We start from the raw sequence: 16,211 nt of genomic DNA, 5'->3' as shown, positions 1-16,211 counted from the left end.
ATGGAGGGTGTTCGGCCTGAAGTGCTCGAGTTCGTCGAAGAGACGAAGCGCTATGTCTATGAGGAGCTAATGCCCCTCGAGGATGAGATTGAGCGAACGGATTACTTGCCGCCCGAGGTGATCGCCGATGTCGCAAAACGCGGGTACTTTGGAATGACGATCCCGAAAGAGTACGGTGGGCTGGGGTTCAACCTCCTCGAGACATGCCTCGTTTTGGAACAGATCCATAAGGCTCCGCTAGCGATCGGGTACGTCATCGACCTAAACAATGGGATCGGTAGCCTGGCCATCCTGCATGGTGGGACAGAAGAGCAGAAGCGCGAATATCTTCCACGGCTGGCGCGGGGAGAGATCATCGGGGTCTTTGCAATGAGCGAACCCGGTGTAGGTTCCGATGGACAGGGTATTACGACGCGTGCCGAGCGCCGGAATGGCCATTGGGTGCTGAATGGTGTCAAATATTGGATCACCTGGGCCGAGAGGGGCGATGTGTTCACCGTCGCTGCGACAACCGACCCCGGCAAGGGAGCGCACGGCGGGATTACGGTGTTCCTTGTGCCGAAGGGGACTCCAGGAATGCGCGTTGAGCGACGGCAGAAGATGATGGGGAATGCGGGAATCGACGAGAGCATTCTGGTGTTTGAGGATTGTGTCATTCCGGATGAGCATGTCCTTGGGGAAGTCGGCTGGGGCTTCAGGTTGCTCATGCGCACACTCGATGAGGGACGGACGAAGTGTTGTGCGCTGGCGATTGCCTATGCTGAACGCGCGTGGGAGCTCGCTCAGGCCTATGTCAAGCGGCGCCGTGCCTTTGGGCAGCTTCTGGCGGACCTCCAGGGTATTCAATGGATGCTTGCCGATGCAGCGACCAAGATTTGGCTGTCGCGCCTGGCGATGTATGAGGCAGCACGGAAGATCGACCGGGGTGAGTTTGCTGCTAAAGAGGCGGCAATGGCTAAGTTTTACTCGACTGAGGCCTGCCAGGAAGTCGTCGATGCCGCTGTGCAACTGTTCGGTGCGCGAGGGTATTGCCGGGACTACCCACTGGAGCGGATCTACCGTAACTATCGTAGCCTACGCATCGTTGAGGGGACGAGTGAAGTCCAGCGGCGGATTATCTGGAAGCAAATGAGCAAGCTCTATGATCCAGAGCGGGCACCGGACGAGCGGGCGCGGGAGCATGCGATCCGGGTCGAGCGGATGCTGGAGCGCGCGTTGCTCCCCGATCGCCCGTATCTTGATTGGGGCTACCAGCATTTGGACGAATTGGCAGCGGACGACTGACAGCCAAGTAGTCTTGCAATTAGCAGTGCGGGCGAGAGTGTACACTCGCCCGCACTGACTGCTTACATGCTCCCGATCTGTTCGCTTCTGGGAAAGAGTGTCCGCGCCGACTAGCAGGAATATCTGAGATGTCCTTTCGGGGGTTGTCCTACAGGGGGCTTCTCCTGCAGAGCATTGGAATATCGGGGACGTCACGTGCTGCGTCTCTTGCTTCCGTCATACTGAGGTCGATGAGCCTGGGCCTTCTTGTGCAGTCCAGAAACGTGGCAGAAGTGACCCTTCCCAGAGCCGGAGGTGGCGAACGATCGCCAATGAGGAGCGGTGTGCTGTCGATCCCGAAGGACGCGCAAGTCCTCTCCTCACACCGATTTCCCTCTCTTCCCTCTTGACACCGGGCGTGGCCCACCGGTGCTTCGGAGCCCCTGGCTTGCGAGGGTGAACGGACACAGGGTATACTGGGGTCCCGATGTGAAAGACGGACCCTCGTCGATCACCCAGTCCCGTGTTGTGTTCAGTGCGAACGGACGGCTGGTCGATGGCTGAGATCAAGTGGCTGGGGCATGCGTGTGTCCGCTTGCGGGGTCGCGATGTGACTGTGCTCATGGACCCGGTCGGACCAGAGACAGGTTATCTGCCAAGCAAACAACGTGCGGACATCGTGACCGTGAGTCATCCCCATCCTGGACACCGCAACTTAGAGCTTGTCCGTCCCGGCTACCGACTCATTGAGGGGCCCGGGGAGTACGAGATCAAGGGCACGTTCATCACCGGGATCAGGACATACCACGATGATGAGCAGGGACGGCGACTCGGCAAAAACACCGTCTACGTCGTCGATCTCGATGGGGTGCAGGTGTGCCATCTTGGTGATCTGGGCCACGTGTTGAGCGATGAGCAGGCCGAGCTCCTCAGCGATGTCGACGTGCTGCTGATTCCGGTCGGTGGTGGGCCGACGCTCGATGCAGACCGTGCTGTTGAGGTGATCGGGCAGATTGAACCGCATATAGTGATCCCGTTGCAGTTTCGAACGGAGCACGGAGATGCCGCACGCGATCCGCTGGAGCGGTTCATGCGAGCGATGGGCGTCACCGAATGGTCGACGCGCGAGACCTTGACCGTGCGCAAGGGGGAATTTGGGGAGGCGGTCGAGGTGGTGGTGCTTGCGCCCGATCCATGATGGTGAAAGACACGTTCTCGGAGGTGTGGCGATGCCGAAATATGTGTTCGTGACTGGTGGCGTCGTGTCGTCGGTCGGGAAGGGAATCGCGACCGCCGCGATCGGGCGCCTTCTGAAGAGCCGGGGATTGCGGGTCGCGTTGATGAAGCTCGACCCGTATCTCAACGTTGATCCGGGAACGATGTCTCCATACCAGCATGGAGAGGTGTTCGTCACGGAGGACGGTGCGGAAACGGATCTCGATCTTGGGCATTACGAGCGGTTTACTGACGAGAATCTCAGTCGGGCCTCGAACGTAACAACCGGGCAGGTGTACTCGGCAGTGATCGCCAAGGAGCGCCGGGGTGATTATTTGGGTGGCACCGTTCAAGTGATCCCACACATCACGAACGAGATCAAGGCGCGTATCCGCCAGGTGACAGAGATTCATCAGCCGGATGTGGTCGTGGTGGAGGTCGGTGGGACGGTTGGAGATATTGAGGGGCAGCCCTTCCTCGAAGCGATCCGTCAGATGCGACGGGAAGAGGGGCGGCGCAACGTCTTGTATATCCACGTGACACTGTTGCCGTATATCCAGAGTACTGGTGAGGTCAAGACCAAACCGACACAGCACAGCGTTAAGGAACTCCGCGCACTTGGGATTCAGCCGGACGTAATTATCTGTCGAACGGATCACCCGGTCAGTGACGACGTTCGCGCCAAGGTGGCGCTGTTTGGGGACGTCGATGAAGATGCGGTGATCCTCTTGCCAACCGCCGAGACGATCTATGAGGTACCGCTGATCCTCGAACGTGCGGGACTCGGACAGTACATTGTCGAGCACTTTGGCTTCCCAGATCGGGAGCCGGAACTTGGCGACTGGGAACGGATGGTCGCTCGCCTGAAGGCGCCACGACGGCGTATACGTATCGCCCTCGTTGGAAAATATGTGGAACTGCACGATGCGTACCTTAGTGTGGCTGAAGCTTTGACCCACGCGGGGTTGGCACACGATGTTGCCGTTGAGATTATTTGGGTGAACTCGACCGCCGACCGGTCGGAGATTGAGGAAGCATTGCGCCATGTGAACGGTATTCTGGTTCCTGGTGGCTTTGGTCCGCGAGGTGTCGAGGGGAAAATTCTGGCCGCACGGTACGCGCGGGAACGAGAGATTCCGTATCTCGGCTTGTGTTATGGGCTACACATGGCGGTGATTGAGTTCGCCCGAAATGTGCTCGGATTGTGCGGTGCAAACAGCACAGAAATCGACCCGGAGACACCTCATCCGGTCATTGATCTCATGCCGGATCAACGGGGCGTCGAGATGGGTGGAACGATGCGGCTTGGGCGTTACCCGTGCGCGCTGATTCCGGGAACGAAGGCGGCGTTCGCTTATGGAGAACCGCTCGTCTACGAACGGCATCGCCACCGCTGGGAAGTGAACAATGCCTATCGCGAGCTGTTCGAGGCAGCGGGCTTTGTGGTGAGTGGGCAGTCACCGGATGGACGCTATGTAGAAATTATGGAGCTGCGTGACCATCCGTGGTTCGTGGGGGTGCAGTTCCATCCAGAGTTCAAGTCGCGTCCGAACCGGCCGCACCCGCTGTTCACCGCCTTCGTGGGCGTGGCGAAGCAAGTTCTGCGCGAGGGAGATCAGCGCCCGTTGCCACTGGAGGCACCTGTTACGGCTGAAGTCGCGGACGACTGAGCACGTTGCCGTCGTCAGACCGTTTGTGATAGGATGCGCAATCGTGAGCGGGCCGGGAGCGCGCCCGCCGCAAGGACGAGACTGGCAAGCGATCGGGACAGCCCTGGGACTCGGCTTCTCGGTTGTGTCTAGTCTTGTACTCTGTATTGGTGGGGGTGTGCTCCTCGATCGGTGGCTCGGTACGATGCCGCTCTTCACACTCGCCGGGGTTGTCCTTGGGCTGGCGACGGCATCGTACGCCCTGTACGAGTTGGCGCGCGTGAGCGGTGGCCACCGTGATCAGCGTGGCAGGAGGTAAGGCGGGCGTGGAGCTCCATATCTCGGTGAAGCCGGAGACGTTGTGGACGGTGTCGATCCCCGGCACAGGCTTCGATCTCCGTATCACGAATTCCTTTTTGACCATGCTCCTCGTAATGGCCTTTCTCGTGATCTTTGGCGCGGTCGTGGCACGGGGTGCCCAACTTGTTCCTGGTCGTCTGCAATCGATCTTCGAGATGGTGGTGGAGTTCCTGCTCGGGCTGGTGGAGGGAACCGCGGGCAGGCGGCTTGGGCGCCGCATCTTTCCTCTGATCGGTGGGCTGTTCATTTTCATCATCGTTGCCAATTACACTGGTCTGTTGCCGGGTATTGGAACGATTGGGATTTGGCACGAGGGGAGTCATGCTCTCGTCGCGGCGAGTGAAGGAGCGGCTGGAGGAGAGCCACACGGCAAGACACTGGTGCCGCTGTTTCGTCCGCCGAGCGCTGATCTGAACATGACCTTGGCGATGGCACTGATCAGCTACGTGGCTTTCCAGATCGCTGGGTTGTCGGCCCATGGGCTCTGGGGGCGAATTAAGCACATGGCGAATCCACCGTTCCTTCTGCCGATCGAGATTATTAGCGAACTGTCGCGAATTGTTTCGCTCTCGTTCCGTCTTTTCGGCAACATCTTTGCCGGGGAGACATTGTTAACTGTGATGTATGGCATTGCCAATGCGATCAAGATAAGTGTCATTGGTCTCCTTATCCCCGTGATCTTCCTGTACCTGGAAGTCCTTTTCGGATTCATTCAGGCCCTCATCTTTGCGGTACTCACTCTGATCTACATTGCGCTTGCTTCAGCTGACGGGCATCACGAAGAGGAACACGAGAGCGGTGACCGGCATGCATCTCATCATGCGGCTCATGCTGCTGCGCGGGGTGCTGGTGGCGACTGAGCGATGTGTGATCGAGTAGCGAGTGATGGTTCGAGTCGTCGGGTCGGTTGGTGAAGGGAGGACAGGAGCGTGTTTTCGAATGTGACCGAACCCGGTGTAGTCGTGCCGATGGCGGCGGCCCTGGCGATTGGGTTGGGAGCGCTCGGGCCTGGTATCGGCATTGGTCTCGCCGTCAAGGGTGCGATGGAGGCGATTGGTCGCAACCCTGAGGCTGAGGGTGCGGTGCGTTTGACGATGATCATCGGCGCGGCGCTGGCGGAAGCAATTGCGATTTACGCATTCGTCGTCGCGGTGATCATAGCGTTTGTGTTGTAGTCATTGTGGAGTGAATTGCCCACGCTGGTGAGGTCGCGCCAGCAGCTGGCAAGACGAGCTGCTGGCGCCGTCCGCCAGCGGGACAAACGCAGCATGTCGTAGGAGGGGCTAGGCAGGAGCATGGACCAGCTGGGAATCTCGGGTGAAAACCTACTCGTCCAGCTCATCGCCTTCCTGCTCTTTCTCGCGGTGTTTTGGCGCTTCGCGCTCGGGCCGATCACGCGGATGATCGATCAGCGGCAGGAGCGGATCCGCGAGGGGTTGGAGGCAGCGGAGCGGATGAAGCGCGAACTTGCCGAGACCCAGGCGCGGAACGAAGAAATTCTCACTGAGGCGCGGCGAGAGGCACAGCGAATCGTGGCGAGTGCTCGCGAGAGCGCCGAACAACTTATCGCGCGCGCTCGTGAGGAGGCGCAGCAGCAGGCGCAGCAACTGATTCAGCAGGCCCAGGAGGCCATTGAGGCGGAACGACAGCGTGTCTGGGCAGAGCTGCGCCGAGAGGTGGCTGATCTGGCCATTCTCGCCGCGACGCGTATCCTCCGTGAAGAGCTGGATCGTGAGCGACATCTCGCTCTCGTAGAGCGGGCGCTCGCAGAACTCGATGGTGCTCGTCGGTAGGGCAGGGGGGCAGCGTGGCGGTTGCTGGAGTCGCCAAACGCTATGCCCAGGCTGCGTTTGCGGTCGCCAAGGAACACGGACAACTGACCCACTGGGAGCAGCGGTTGCTCGACCTGATACGGGTCGCGGAGGACACGGATCTCGAAGAATTTGTGGAGAATCCAGCGATCCCGCTCGAGGCGAAGGTGCAGGTGATCGAACGGTTGTTTCCGGATGAGGACGATCGCTATCTGCGCAGCCTGCTGGTCTTGTTGCTCGAGCGGGGACGATGGCATCAACTACGGGATGTCGCAGAAGCGTTTCAGCAGTTGCTCCGCGAGGAGCGAGGTGTCCTCGACGTCGAACTGGTGACCGCCGTATCGCTCGAGGAGGCGGAGATCGAACGGGTGCGTCAGCAATTGGAGACGCGCCTCGGGCGGCCGGTCCAGCTCCGGACATCGGTTGATCCTGAGTTACTCGGCGGCGTGGTGCTGCGGATCGGCGACGAGGTTTTCGATGCTAGTGTGCGGACGCAGCTGACCGGACTGCGCCGACAATTGATCGGAGCAGCAGCCTGAGCGTGGCGAGGGAGGCAGCATGTCGGTGCGACCAACCGAGATCACAGAGATTCTGAAGCAGCAAATCGAACAGTATGGCAGCCGGATGGTGGTGACCAACGTTGGCTACGTAGTACAGGTCGGCGATGGCATCGCCACGGTACATGGCCTGCGTGATGTGATGGCCAGCGAGCTCGTCGAGTTCGAGAACGGCGTGCTCGGCATCGCGTTCAACCTGCAGGAAGACTCGGTCGGTGTGATCATCCTTGGCGACTACACCGGCATCGAGGAAGGCGACGAGGTCCGGGCGACCGGGCGGATCGCCTCAGTACCAGTGGGTCCGGCTCTTGTTGGGCGGGTGGTAAATGCCCTGGGTGAGCCGATCGACGGGAAGGGACCGATCAAGACCGATAAATTCCGTCCGATCGAGCGGATCGCTCCCGGTGTGGTGATGCGCCAAGACGTCGACACCGCGCTCCAGACAGGGATCAAGGCAATCGACTCGATGATTCCAATTGGTCGTGGACAGCGCGAGCTGATCATCGGTGACCGCCAGACCGGAAAGACCGCGATTGCGATCGACACGATCATTAATCAAAAGGGGAAGGGCGTCATCTGCATCTATGTCGCGATCGGACAGAAGCGCGCTCAGGTGGCGCAGACGGTCGCGACGCTCGATCGTTACGGGGCGATGGAGCACACGATCGTGGTGGCGGCGACGGCGTCCGATCCAGCGGCGCTGCAATATATCGCCCCCTACGCTGGCTGTGCGATGGGTGAAGAGATCATGGAGAGTGGCGGGCATGCGCTCATCGTTTACGATGACCTGTCCAAGCATGCCTGGGCCTATCGTCAGGTTTCGCTCCTCATGCGGCGACCTCCGGGGCGCGAGGCGTATCCGGGTGATATTTTCTACCTCCACTCGCGTCTCCTGGAGCGTGCTGCCCGTCTCCGGGACGATCTTGGTGGCGGTACGTTGACTGCGCTTCCGATCGTGGAGACGCAGGCCAATGACGTCTCGGCCTATATTCCGACCAACGTCATTTCGATTACCGATGGGCAGATCTATCTCGAGCCGGATCTGTTCTATGCCGGAATTCGCCCGGCGATTAACGTGGGACTCTCGGTCTCGCGGGTGGGTGGTGCGGCACAGATCCGCGCGATGCGGCAAGTGGCTGGTCGGCTGCGCCTCGAGCTTGCGCAGTTCCGCGAACTTGCCGCGTTCGCGCAGTTTGCAGCCGAGCTCGATCCAGCGACAAAGCGGCAAATTGACCGTGGTTTGCGGTTAACCGAAGTCCTCAAGCAGCCGCAATACCAGCCAATGCCTGTCGAGGAGCAGGTTGCCATCATCTGGGTGGCGACGAACGGCTATCTCGACGATGTGCTGGTGGAGCATGTACGGGAGTTTGAGAAGCAGTTCCTCGAGTATCTGCGGACGAGTCACCCGCAGATCCTGCAGCGAATCGCCACGGAGCGGGAGTTGAAGGACGATTTGATCCAGCAACTCCACGACGTTACACGTGCCTTTAAGCAGAGCATTTGGACACCGCCGCAGGAGCGGGTGATCGTGTAACGGTCCAGAGAGGGGGCCAGAGGCTGTGCCGCAGGCAGTCACGCCGCGTGAGATTCGGCGCCGTATTCGTTCGATCAAGAACACGGCGCAGATCACACGCGCGATGGAGATGGTGGCCGCATCGAAGATGCGGCGAGCGCAACAGGCAGTCCTGGCTGCGCGGCCATACGCCGAGCGGATCCGGGCAATGCTCGGCGATTTGGCAGCGATGAGCAGCCCACAGGAAGAAGTGCGAGCGTTTCCGCTTCTCCAGCGGCGCCCGATCCGGCGAATTCAGCTGATCCTGGTGACATCGGATCGAGGATTGGCTGGCTCACTCAACACGAATGTTATCCGGCGAGCGGTCGATTTTATGACGCATGAGCGGCCAGAGCTGTTGGAGAACTTCGATATTGTAGCGGTTGGTCGTAAGGGTCGCGAATTCCTCGTACGGTACGGGTGGCCGATGGTCGCTGAGTTCACCCGGATCACAGACCGACCATCGATCGAGGCGGTGCGTCCTCTCGCTGAGTTGGCGACACAAGACTTTACGACTCGGCGAGTTGACGCGGTATTCGTTGTTTACACCCACTTCATTAACACGCTGAAGCAGGAGCCGCGCGTGTTGCAACTGCTTCCGATTGAGCCACCGGAAGGGACCGGCGCGATCAGTGATTACATCTTCGAGCCGGATCCAGTCACGGTGCTTGAGGCGTTGTTGCCGAGATTCATCGAGATGCAGCTTTATCGTGTGCTTCTCGAGGCGTCGGCCTCCGAGCACAGTGCGCGGATGGTCGCGATGCGGAATGCAACCCAAAATGCGCTGGACCTTGTGGCGGAATTGACGTTGACATACAACAAGGCGCGGCAAGCACAGATCACTCGCGAGGTGAGCGAGATCGCTGCCGGGGCGAACGCCCTTGGTGCGCTGCAGTGAGCTGCGCGGCAGAACGAGCGAGGTGAGAAGGATGACAACGAAGGTAGCGACTGGTCGTATCGTGCAGATTCAGGGCGTCGTGGTCGATGTGGAGTTTCCACCGGGACAGTTACCTGACATCTACAACGCGTTGATTGTCGAGCGCCCTGACGGAGGGCGGCTTGTTCTCGAAGTGCAGCAGCACCTTGGGAACGACTGGGTCCGAGCGGTTGCGATGTCGACTACCGACGGTCTCAAGCGAGGCATGCCGGTTATCGACACTGGTGAGCCGATCAAGGTGCCGGTTGGTCCGGCAACACTTGGCCGTATCTTCAACGTGGTCGGTGAGCCGATTGATGAGCAGGGTCCAGTTCACTCCGAGGCGCCGTTCTGGCCGATTCACCGTCCTGCACCATCGTTTGAGGAGCAATCGACCCAGGTCGAGGTGTTCGAAACGGGTTTGAAGGTCATCGACTTGGTGGCTCCCTTCACCAAGGGTGGAAAGGTCGGCGTCTTTGGGGGAGCCGGTGTCGGTAAGACGGTCATCATCATGGAGCTGATCCGGAACATCGCCGCTGAGCACGGTGGTTACTCGGTATTCTGCGGCGTAGGGGAGCGAACCCGCGAGGGAACGCAGCTGTGGCGCGAGATGCGCGAGTCTGGCGTTATTGACAAGACCGTCCTCGTCTTTGGGCAGATGAACGAGCCGCCAGGCGCTCGTCTACGAGTTGGGCTGACTGGGCTGACCATGGCCGAATACTTCCGAGACGAGGGGCGGGACGTCCTTCTCTTTATCGATAACATTTTCCGCTTCGTGCAGGCTGGTTCGGAAGTCTCGGTGCTCCTCGGGCGGATGCCGAGCGCTGTGGGGTACCAGCCGACGCTCGGGACTGACATGGGACAGCTCCAGGAACGGATTACCTCCACCAAGCGCGGATCGATCACGTCGGTGCAGGCGATTTACGTCCCGGCGGATGACTACACTGACCCTGCTCCGGCCACAACCTTCGCGCACCTTGATGCGACGATTGCGCTGGAGCGGTCAATTGCCGAGCAAGGGCTCTATCCAGCCGTTGATCCGCTGGCGTCGACGTCGCGTATCCTCGATCCGAATATCGTGGGGATAGAACACTACACGGTGGCACGGGAAGTGCAACGCGTCTTACAGCGGTACCGTGACTTGCAGGATATCATCGCAATTCTGGGCGTCGAGGAGCTCAGCGAAGAGGATAAGCTGATCGTTGCGCGGGCACGCAAGATTCAGCGCTTCCTCTCGCAACCAATGTTCGTCGCCGAAGCCTTCACCGGTCGTCCCGGTCGATACGTGCCGCGTCATGAGACTGTGCGGGGCTTCAAGGAGATTCTCGAGGGCAAGCACGACCACCTGCCGGAGCAGGCCTTCTACATGGTTGGTACGATCGACGAAGCGGTCGAGAAGGCCGAGCAGATGGCCCGCGAGGCGTGAGCGGGGGAGGATTATGGCCGGGAAGCTCCGCGTCGAAGTGGTCACCGCCGAGCGACTTGTCTACCAGGTGGATGATGCCGACATGGTCCTCGCGCCGGGGGCAGAGGGGACGCTCGGCATTCTCCCACGTCATGCGCCGCTTGTCTCGCTCCTCAGTATGGGCGAGATGCGTGTCAAGCGGGGGCGGGAAGAAGACAGCCTGACGATCTTTGGCGGCTTCCTTGAGGTCGCGAACAACGTTGTCCGTGTCTTGGCGGACGTGGCGGAGCGAGCTGAGGAGATCGACCTCGCACGGGCGGAGGACGCGAGACAGCGGGCGCTTGCACGGTTGCGTGAGCGCCGAGCCGATATTGATCGCCGGCGGGCCGAAATGGCGCTCCGGCGGTCAACGGTGCGACTCGCAGTGGCGCGGAAGCGACGGGCGCGACCTGCACCTGGCGGGCCACCCTTACCGGAGGCCCAGCCCTGAAGGAGGATGCCGTGGTAGTCACAACGGCCACTGAACGGATCGTCACGGTTGGCGGACGAACGTTGCGTGGTCGTGTGGCGATTAGTGGAGCGAAGAATGCAGCGCTTCCTGCTATGGCCGCGGCGCTCCTAACGGAGGAGGAGTGTGTCCTTGAGAACGTGCCTTTGCTCGATGACGTCTTCGTAATGGCGGAACTGCTGCGGGCCCTCGGTGCCGAGGTCGATCTCGACACCGAGCGGCATCGTGTCCGAATCAGAGCAGCGGAGATTGAAGTCTTCGAACCGCCGCCAGAACTCGTCGCGCGCATGCGAGCATCGTTCCTGGTGACTGGCCCACTCCTCGCGCGGTTCGGTCGGGCTCGCTCCGTACCTCCAGGGGGATGCCAACTGGGGACGCGACCGGTCGACGTCGATCTCCGCGGTTTCCGCAAACTGGGTGCCCAGGTTGAGGTCGGAGAGCGAGCATTCGAGTTTCGTGCCGGACGGCTACGAGGCTGTGAGATCTACATGGACTATCCAAGCCACACCGGCACGGAAAATCTTCTGATGGCCGCTGCCCTGGCCCAGGGGCGCACCACAATTATCAACGCAGCAGCTGAACCAGAGATCGTCCATCTCGGTGAAATCTTGCAAGATATGGGTGCGCGAATCAGCGGCCTAGGAACGTCACGGATTGTTGTGCATGGTCTTGATCGGCTCCGGGGATATCGTGCCTCTGTATTGCCGGATCGCCTCGAGGCGGGAACGCTCGCTATTGCAGCGGCAATAACACATGGGGAAGTAATTTTGGATCATGTACGTGAGCCGGACATGGCACCCTTGACACACAAGCTGCGCGAAGCGGGCGCTGAGGTCTGGTGGAGTGAGTCCTCGATGCTGGTACGAGCTCCCCACCCGCTCTGTGCGACAGAGATTCAAGCACTCCCCTTCCCAGGTTTCCCGACGGATCTGCAAGCGGCATTTGCTGTCTTGATGACTCAAGCTCATGGCCGGAGTCGTATCTTTGAGCGCGTTTTTAACGACCGACTCCGTTACACGAGCGAGCTCCGCAAGATGGGAGCACGGATCGAACTCGTTGATCGTCAGCAGGCATGGATCGACGGCCCGGCTCGTCTGCGGGGGACCGAAGTGCGCGCATTAGATATCCGCAGCGGCGCGTGTTTAGTGCTCGCTGGACTCGTCGCCGAGGGCGAGACGGTCATCCTCGATGCACAGCATCTGCGGCGTGGCTACGAAGACCTCGTCGGGAAGCTCGCCGCATTAGGAGCGAACGTTCGTTATGCGTGACGGGCCAAGTCAGATGTACTTGCGCAGCGAACTCTGTTTCTGGGTACGGGTGACGCGCGGAGCGAGGAGCGACGAGAAGGCAGAATTTCCCGGCTTCGCACAAGGGACGATACCCTGATGGCAACGAGAGAATCCACGTCGACCTTGCGTGTCCGCCTCCCCGCACTGATCGTTGGGATAATCGTCCTCATTTTTATCGGTTTCGTCGCCTATGCGCTGCAACGATCGCAGAGTGCCAGCGAACTCGGTGTGGGCGGTCGAATCAATACGGCTGGCAGTTTGATGCGTTTCACTGATCGGACAGCGACGGATTTTGTCCTTCCAGATCTCCGGGGTGGTCCCGCAATCCGACTCGCCGATCACCGCGGAAAGATCGTCATTTTGAACTTTTGGGCCTCCTGGTGTCCTCCGTGTCGTGAGGAGGCGCCGGTTTTCCGTGAGTTTGCCCGACGATACGAGGAGACTGGGGTCGTCATTATCGGGATCGATATCTGGGAGAAGAACTGGAACGACGGGCGTGCCTTTCTTGACGAATTCGGAGTGCCATATCCGAACGCGTACGATACCGAAGGTCGGGTGACAATCGACTATGGCGTTTCGGGTGTCCCGGAGACATTCTTCGTCAGCCCGGACGGACGACTCCTTGGCAAGTACACCGGGCCGGTCAAGTCTGTGGAACAGCTGGTTGGACTCCTGAACGAGCTTGGGGTCGCTCCGGCAACGCAGTTAGAACCGGCGGAAGGCGGATGGAAGGTACGGACGTCGCAGCGCTCGCACGTATTGTCCTGCGGGTAGCCCATGCCCTGGCTGCAGCTATCTGGTTAGGGAGCGGTACCTATCTCGTTATCGCGCTCCTGCCCCAACGGCGCGTGAGTGCCGCAGCGAGCGAGACGTTGCGAATCGCCCAAGAACGATTCCGCCGTTGGTGGATCGCATCGAGTGCAATCCTGCTTGGCAGCGGTGTGGCCCTCATGTTTGACCGGGTCGCCGATGGTAAGGGGACGGCAACCTATGTCGGGCTACTCGTTATCAAGGTGGTGGCGGGGGTCGTAGCGCTGGGGGCAAGTGGAGGGCTTCTCCCGCGCCCCGTGCAAGCGTCCATGCGTCCAGTACGGAGTTTATGGCGCATACCCGACCGTCTGGTGTTAGTTCTTGGGGCGCTGGCCTACCTGCTCGGTGTACTCTTATCGGTGATCTATCCGCCCGACCCCACGGCGGGTTGGCGGTGAGTGAGCGGCGCGAAGCGAGCGGGGGCGAGATGAGCAGTGCGCTCGTGACACGGACATCAGCGCGTGGGCTGCGTGTCGATGTTCGGCTCTTCGGTATCGCCGTGATCATTGCAGCGGCGGTCGGCTACCTCATGTACACCGGGCTTCAAGGAACGGCTGCATCCTATTTCGTCACGGTCAGTGAACTCCAGGCGAAAGCCACGAGTGTGGATGGTCGACGCGTGCGCGTTGGGGGCGATGTTGTTGCTGGAAGTATCGTCCGGGGTGGACCGGGTGAACCAATTCATTTCCGCATTAGTGATGGAGTAAGTGAACTCGAAGTTGTCTACGCTGGTGTCCTGCCGGACATCTTCGCTGAGGGACGACACGTGATCGTCGAAGGCCTCTACCGGACCGGTCAGCCGATTCAAGCCGATAGCGTTCTTACCCAATGCCCCTCGCGTTTTGAATCTGTGCCGACGACCGCAACGAGCTGAGCGAGGGAGTGCTCCATGGCTCACCTTGGATCTGGCGCGCTGATCCTTGCGCTGATTTTGGCGATTTACGGCATTGTGGCTACCCTTTTTGGAGCGCGGCGGCGAATCCCGGAGCTTCTCCTGAGTGGGTATCGGGCAACATACGCGGTGGCATTCCTCGTTGCGATTGCGCTCATTGCGCTGGTGGTCTCGTTTCTCCGGCACGATTTCCGGCTAGCGTATGTGGCTGGCCGTTCCAGCCGGGACATGCCGCTGCACTACGTGATTGCGGCCTTTTACGGTGGCCAAGAAGGAAGTCTCCTCTACTGGACACTCGTCGCAAGTGGTCTAGGAGCGCTGGCTCTCTACCTCCACCGCCGCTCGGATCGTGCGCTTCTTCCGTACATGAACGCCACGCTCCTTTCGGTCCTCACTTTTCTTCTGCTTGTTCTCACCGTCGTGTCGAGTCCGTTCCGGCTCCTACCGGTCACGCCACCCGATGGAGCAGGACTCAATCCGCTGTTGCGTGATCCGGGGATGATGGCCCACCCGCCGTTTCTCCTCTCGGGATATGCCAGTTTTACCGTTCCTTTTGCCTTTGGGATGGCTGCGCTGATCACCGGCCGGCTGGGCAGCGACTGGTTGCGAGCGATCCGCCGCTGGACACTTCTGGCCTGGGCGCTCCTTGGCCTTGGCCTTCTCATCGGTGCGTGGTGGGCCTATCACGTCCTTGGGTGGGGCGGTTATTGGGGCTGGGATCCAGTTGAGAATCTCGCCCTTCTTCCCTGGTTAACCTCGACGGCGTTTCTTCACTCGGTGATTGTGCAGGAACGCCGCGGAATGTTGAAAGTGTGGAATCTTGCACTCCTTCTCGCCACGTTCGCCTTATGCATCTTCGGTACCTTCATTGTTCGCAGCGGGATGCTTTCGTCGGTTCACGCCTTTGCTGTTTCGGCAATTGGGCATTGGTTCCTTGCGTTTCTCGCGCTTGTGCTCGTGGTAGGCATTGGCCTGTTGATTTATCGCTTGCCAGGTCTTCAGAGTGAGCGGCAGATTGAGTCAGTGAGCTCCCGAGAAGCCGGATTTCTCCTTAACAATCTGCTACTGACAGCGATAGCGTTCGCAGTCTTCTGGGGAACAACCTTCCCGCTGTTCAGCGAGCTGTTCTGGGATACCCGTATTACAGTCGGACCACCGTTTTACAATCGTGTTATAGGACCGCTGTTATTGGTCTTGTTCCTCCTTATGGCGATTGGGCCGCTCCTTGCGTGGCGGCGCACCGATGTGCGGCTTCTCCTGCGGAACGTTGGTTGGCCAGCGGCAGCCGGGATCATCGTCGGGCTGGTTGGTTTAGTCCTGTTGAGCCGACCGTGGGCTGCAATAGCCTATGCGGTCACGGTGTTCGCCGTGGGAGTCACGCTGCAAGAGTTTTGGCGTGGTACAGTCGCTCGTCGACGCAACGCCCGAGAAAATGTGTTGGTGGCAGCATGGGAGTTGCTCCGGCGGAATAACCGACGGTACGGTGGGTACCTCGTCCATCTTGCCATACTTCTCATGGCGGTCGGAATCATTGCCTCAAACGCCTTTCAGCTTGAGCGGCAGTTCGTTTTACGACCCGGTGAGCAGGGAACAATTGGCCCGTACACGGTCATTTACCGTGGACTTGAGGATCGGCGGACGGCAGACGCTGAAATCGTCGCTGCGCAGGTAGACATCTACCGCGGGCAGCGGTATGCAGGTACGGTCGAGAGCTTCCGGTTCTTCTACCGAAACTATGAGGATCAGCCGACCGCCCGAATGGGTATCACACTTGTTGGCATGGACGATGTCTACGTGGTGCTGGACCGGTGGGAAGATGACGGGACAGCGAGTCTGCGCGTGTACGTCAACCCATTAGTGATTTGGATCTGGATCGGTGGTGTCGTGTTCGTGCTTGGGACGGTGACGCTGTTCTGGCCGCAGCCGGTACCAGCCTTGGCGCGTGTCCCACAGAGCGTTGCCGGAGCAACGAGCGAGGCCTGAC

General features: G+C 60.0%; 17 protein-coding genes. All 17 read left to right on the top strand.

The window, feature by feature from the left end; all coding sequences use genetic code 11:
• The 17 genes from NET03_RS01060 (at position 1) to NET03_RS00980 (ending at position 16,210) form a co-directional block, all read left to right on the top strand.
• Positions 1-1,284 (top strand): acyl-CoA dehydrogenase family protein, encoded by a 1,284-nt coding sequence (locus NET03_RS01060; protein ID WP_252127036.1) that lies wholly within the window; start codon positions 1-3, stop codon positions 1,282-1,284.
• Positions 1,285-1,819: 535 nt separating this feature from the next.
• Positions 1,820-2,461 (top strand): MBL fold metallo-hydrolase, encoded by a 642-nt coding sequence (locus tag NET03_RS01055; RefSeq protein ID WP_252127035.1) that lies wholly within the window; start codon positions 1,820-1,822, stop codon positions 2,459-2,461.
• 31 nt (positions 2,462-2,492) lie between these two features.
• The gene (pyrG, locus tag NET03_RS01050; RefSeq protein WP_252127034.1) at positions 2,493-4,148 is read left to right on the top strand and encodes a CTP synthase; all 1,656 of its coding nucleotides are present in this window, start codon (positions 2,493-2,495) and stop codon (positions 4,146-4,148) included.
• 43 nt (positions 4,149-4,191) lie between these two features.
• The gene (locus NET03_RS01045; protein ID WP_252127033.1) at positions 4,192-4,446 is read left to right on the top strand and encodes an AtpZ/AtpI family protein; all 255 of its coding nucleotides are present in this window, start codon (positions 4,192-4,194) and stop codon (positions 4,444-4,446) included.
• Positions 4,447-4,453: 7 nt separating this feature from the next.
• Positions 4,454-5,347, top strand: a complete 894-nt coding sequence (atpB, locus tag NET03_RS01040; RefSeq protein WP_252127032.1) for a F0F1 ATP synthase subunit A — start codon at positions 4,454-4,456, stop codon at positions 5,345-5,347.
• A 108-nt stretch (positions 5,348-5,455) separates the two neighbouring features.
• A complete protein-coding gene (gene atpE, locus NET03_RS01035) occupies positions 5,456-5,662 on the top strand; it encodes an ATP synthase F0 subunit C (RefSeq protein ID WP_252127473.1) in 207 nt (68 codons plus the stop codon).
• A 120-nt stretch (positions 5,663-5,782) separates the two neighbouring features.
• Positions 5,783-6,280: a F0F1 ATP synthase subunit B gene (atpF, locus tag NET03_RS01030; protein ID WP_252127031.1), complete on the top strand. Its 498-nt coding sequence runs from the start codon at positions 5,783-5,785 to the stop codon at positions 6,278-6,280.
• 14 nt (positions 6,281-6,294) lie between these two features.
• Positions 6,295-6,837 (top strand): ATP synthase F1 subunit delta, encoded by a 543-nt coding sequence (gene atpH / locus NET03_RS01025; protein WP_252127030.1) that lies wholly within the window; start codon positions 6,295-6,297, stop codon positions 6,835-6,837.
• A 19-nt stretch (positions 6,838-6,856) separates the two neighbouring features.
• Positions 6,857-8,389 (top strand): F0F1 ATP synthase subunit alpha, encoded by a 1,533-nt coding sequence (gene atpA, locus NET03_RS01020; RefSeq protein ID WP_252127029.1) that lies wholly within the window; start codon positions 6,857-6,859, stop codon positions 8,387-8,389.
• A 25-nt stretch (positions 8,390-8,414) separates the two neighbouring features.
• Entirely contained in the window at positions 8,415-9,305 is an 891-nt protein-coding gene (locus NET03_RS01015) for a F0F1 ATP synthase subunit gamma (protein ID WP_252127028.1), read from the top strand.
• A 31-nt stretch (positions 9,306-9,336) separates the two neighbouring features.
• Positions 9,337-10,749 carry a F0F1 ATP synthase subunit beta gene (atpD, locus tag NET03_RS01010; protein WP_252127027.1) on the top strand — a complete coding sequence of 471 codons (1,413 nt, stop codon included), beginning with the start codon at positions 9,337-9,339 and terminating at the stop codon, positions 10,747-10,749.
• 13 nt (positions 10,750-10,762) lie between these two features.
• A complete protein-coding gene (locus NET03_RS01005) occupies positions 10,763-11,218 on the top strand; it encodes a F0F1 ATP synthase subunit epsilon (protein WP_252127026.1) in 456 nt (151 codons plus the stop codon).
• A gap of 11 nt (positions 11,219-11,229) precedes the next feature.
• Positions 11,230-12,504: a UDP-N-acetylglucosamine 1-carboxyvinyltransferase gene (gene murA, locus NET03_RS01000; protein WP_252127025.1), complete on the top strand. Its 1,275-nt coding sequence runs from the start codon at positions 11,230-11,232 to the stop codon at positions 12,502-12,504.
• Positions 12,505-12,621: 117 nt separating this feature from the next.
• The gene (locus NET03_RS00995) at positions 12,622-13,299 is read left to right on the top strand and encodes a TlpA family protein disulfide reductase (protein ID WP_252127024.1); all 678 of its coding nucleotides are present in this window, start codon (positions 12,622-12,624) and stop codon (positions 13,297-13,299) included.
• On the top strand, positions 13,251-13,733 hold the full coding sequence (locus NET03_RS00990; RefSeq protein ID WP_252127023.1) for a hypothetical protein: 483 nt from the start codon (positions 13,251-13,253) through the stop codon (positions 13,731-13,733). Before NET03_RS00995 ends, NET03_RS00990 begins: the two co-directional genes overlap by 49 nt.
• Complete coding sequence (locus tag NET03_RS00985; protein WP_252127022.1) at positions 13,730-14,209, top strand: cytochrome c maturation protein CcmE; 480 nt, start codon at positions 13,730-13,732, stop codon at positions 14,207-14,209. The genes NET03_RS00990 and NET03_RS00985 overlap by 4 nt, the downstream gene beginning before the upstream one ends.
• A 15-nt stretch (positions 14,210-14,224) precedes the next feature.
• On the top strand, positions 14,225-16,210 hold the full coding sequence (locus NET03_RS00980; protein ID WP_252127021.1) for a heme lyase CcmF/NrfE family subunit: 1,986 nt from the start codon (positions 14,225-14,227) through the stop codon (positions 16,208-16,210).
• Position 16,211: the final 1 nt, after the last annotated feature.

The organism is Thermomicrobium sp. CFH 73360 (assembly GCF_023806465.1).
Lineage (GTDB): Bacteria > Chloroflexota > Chloroflexia > Thermomicrobiales > Thermomicrobiaceae > Thermomicrobium.
The sequence above is the reverse complement of the archived record's forward strand: the minus strand, read 5'-3'. Positions and strand labels throughout refer to the sequence as shown.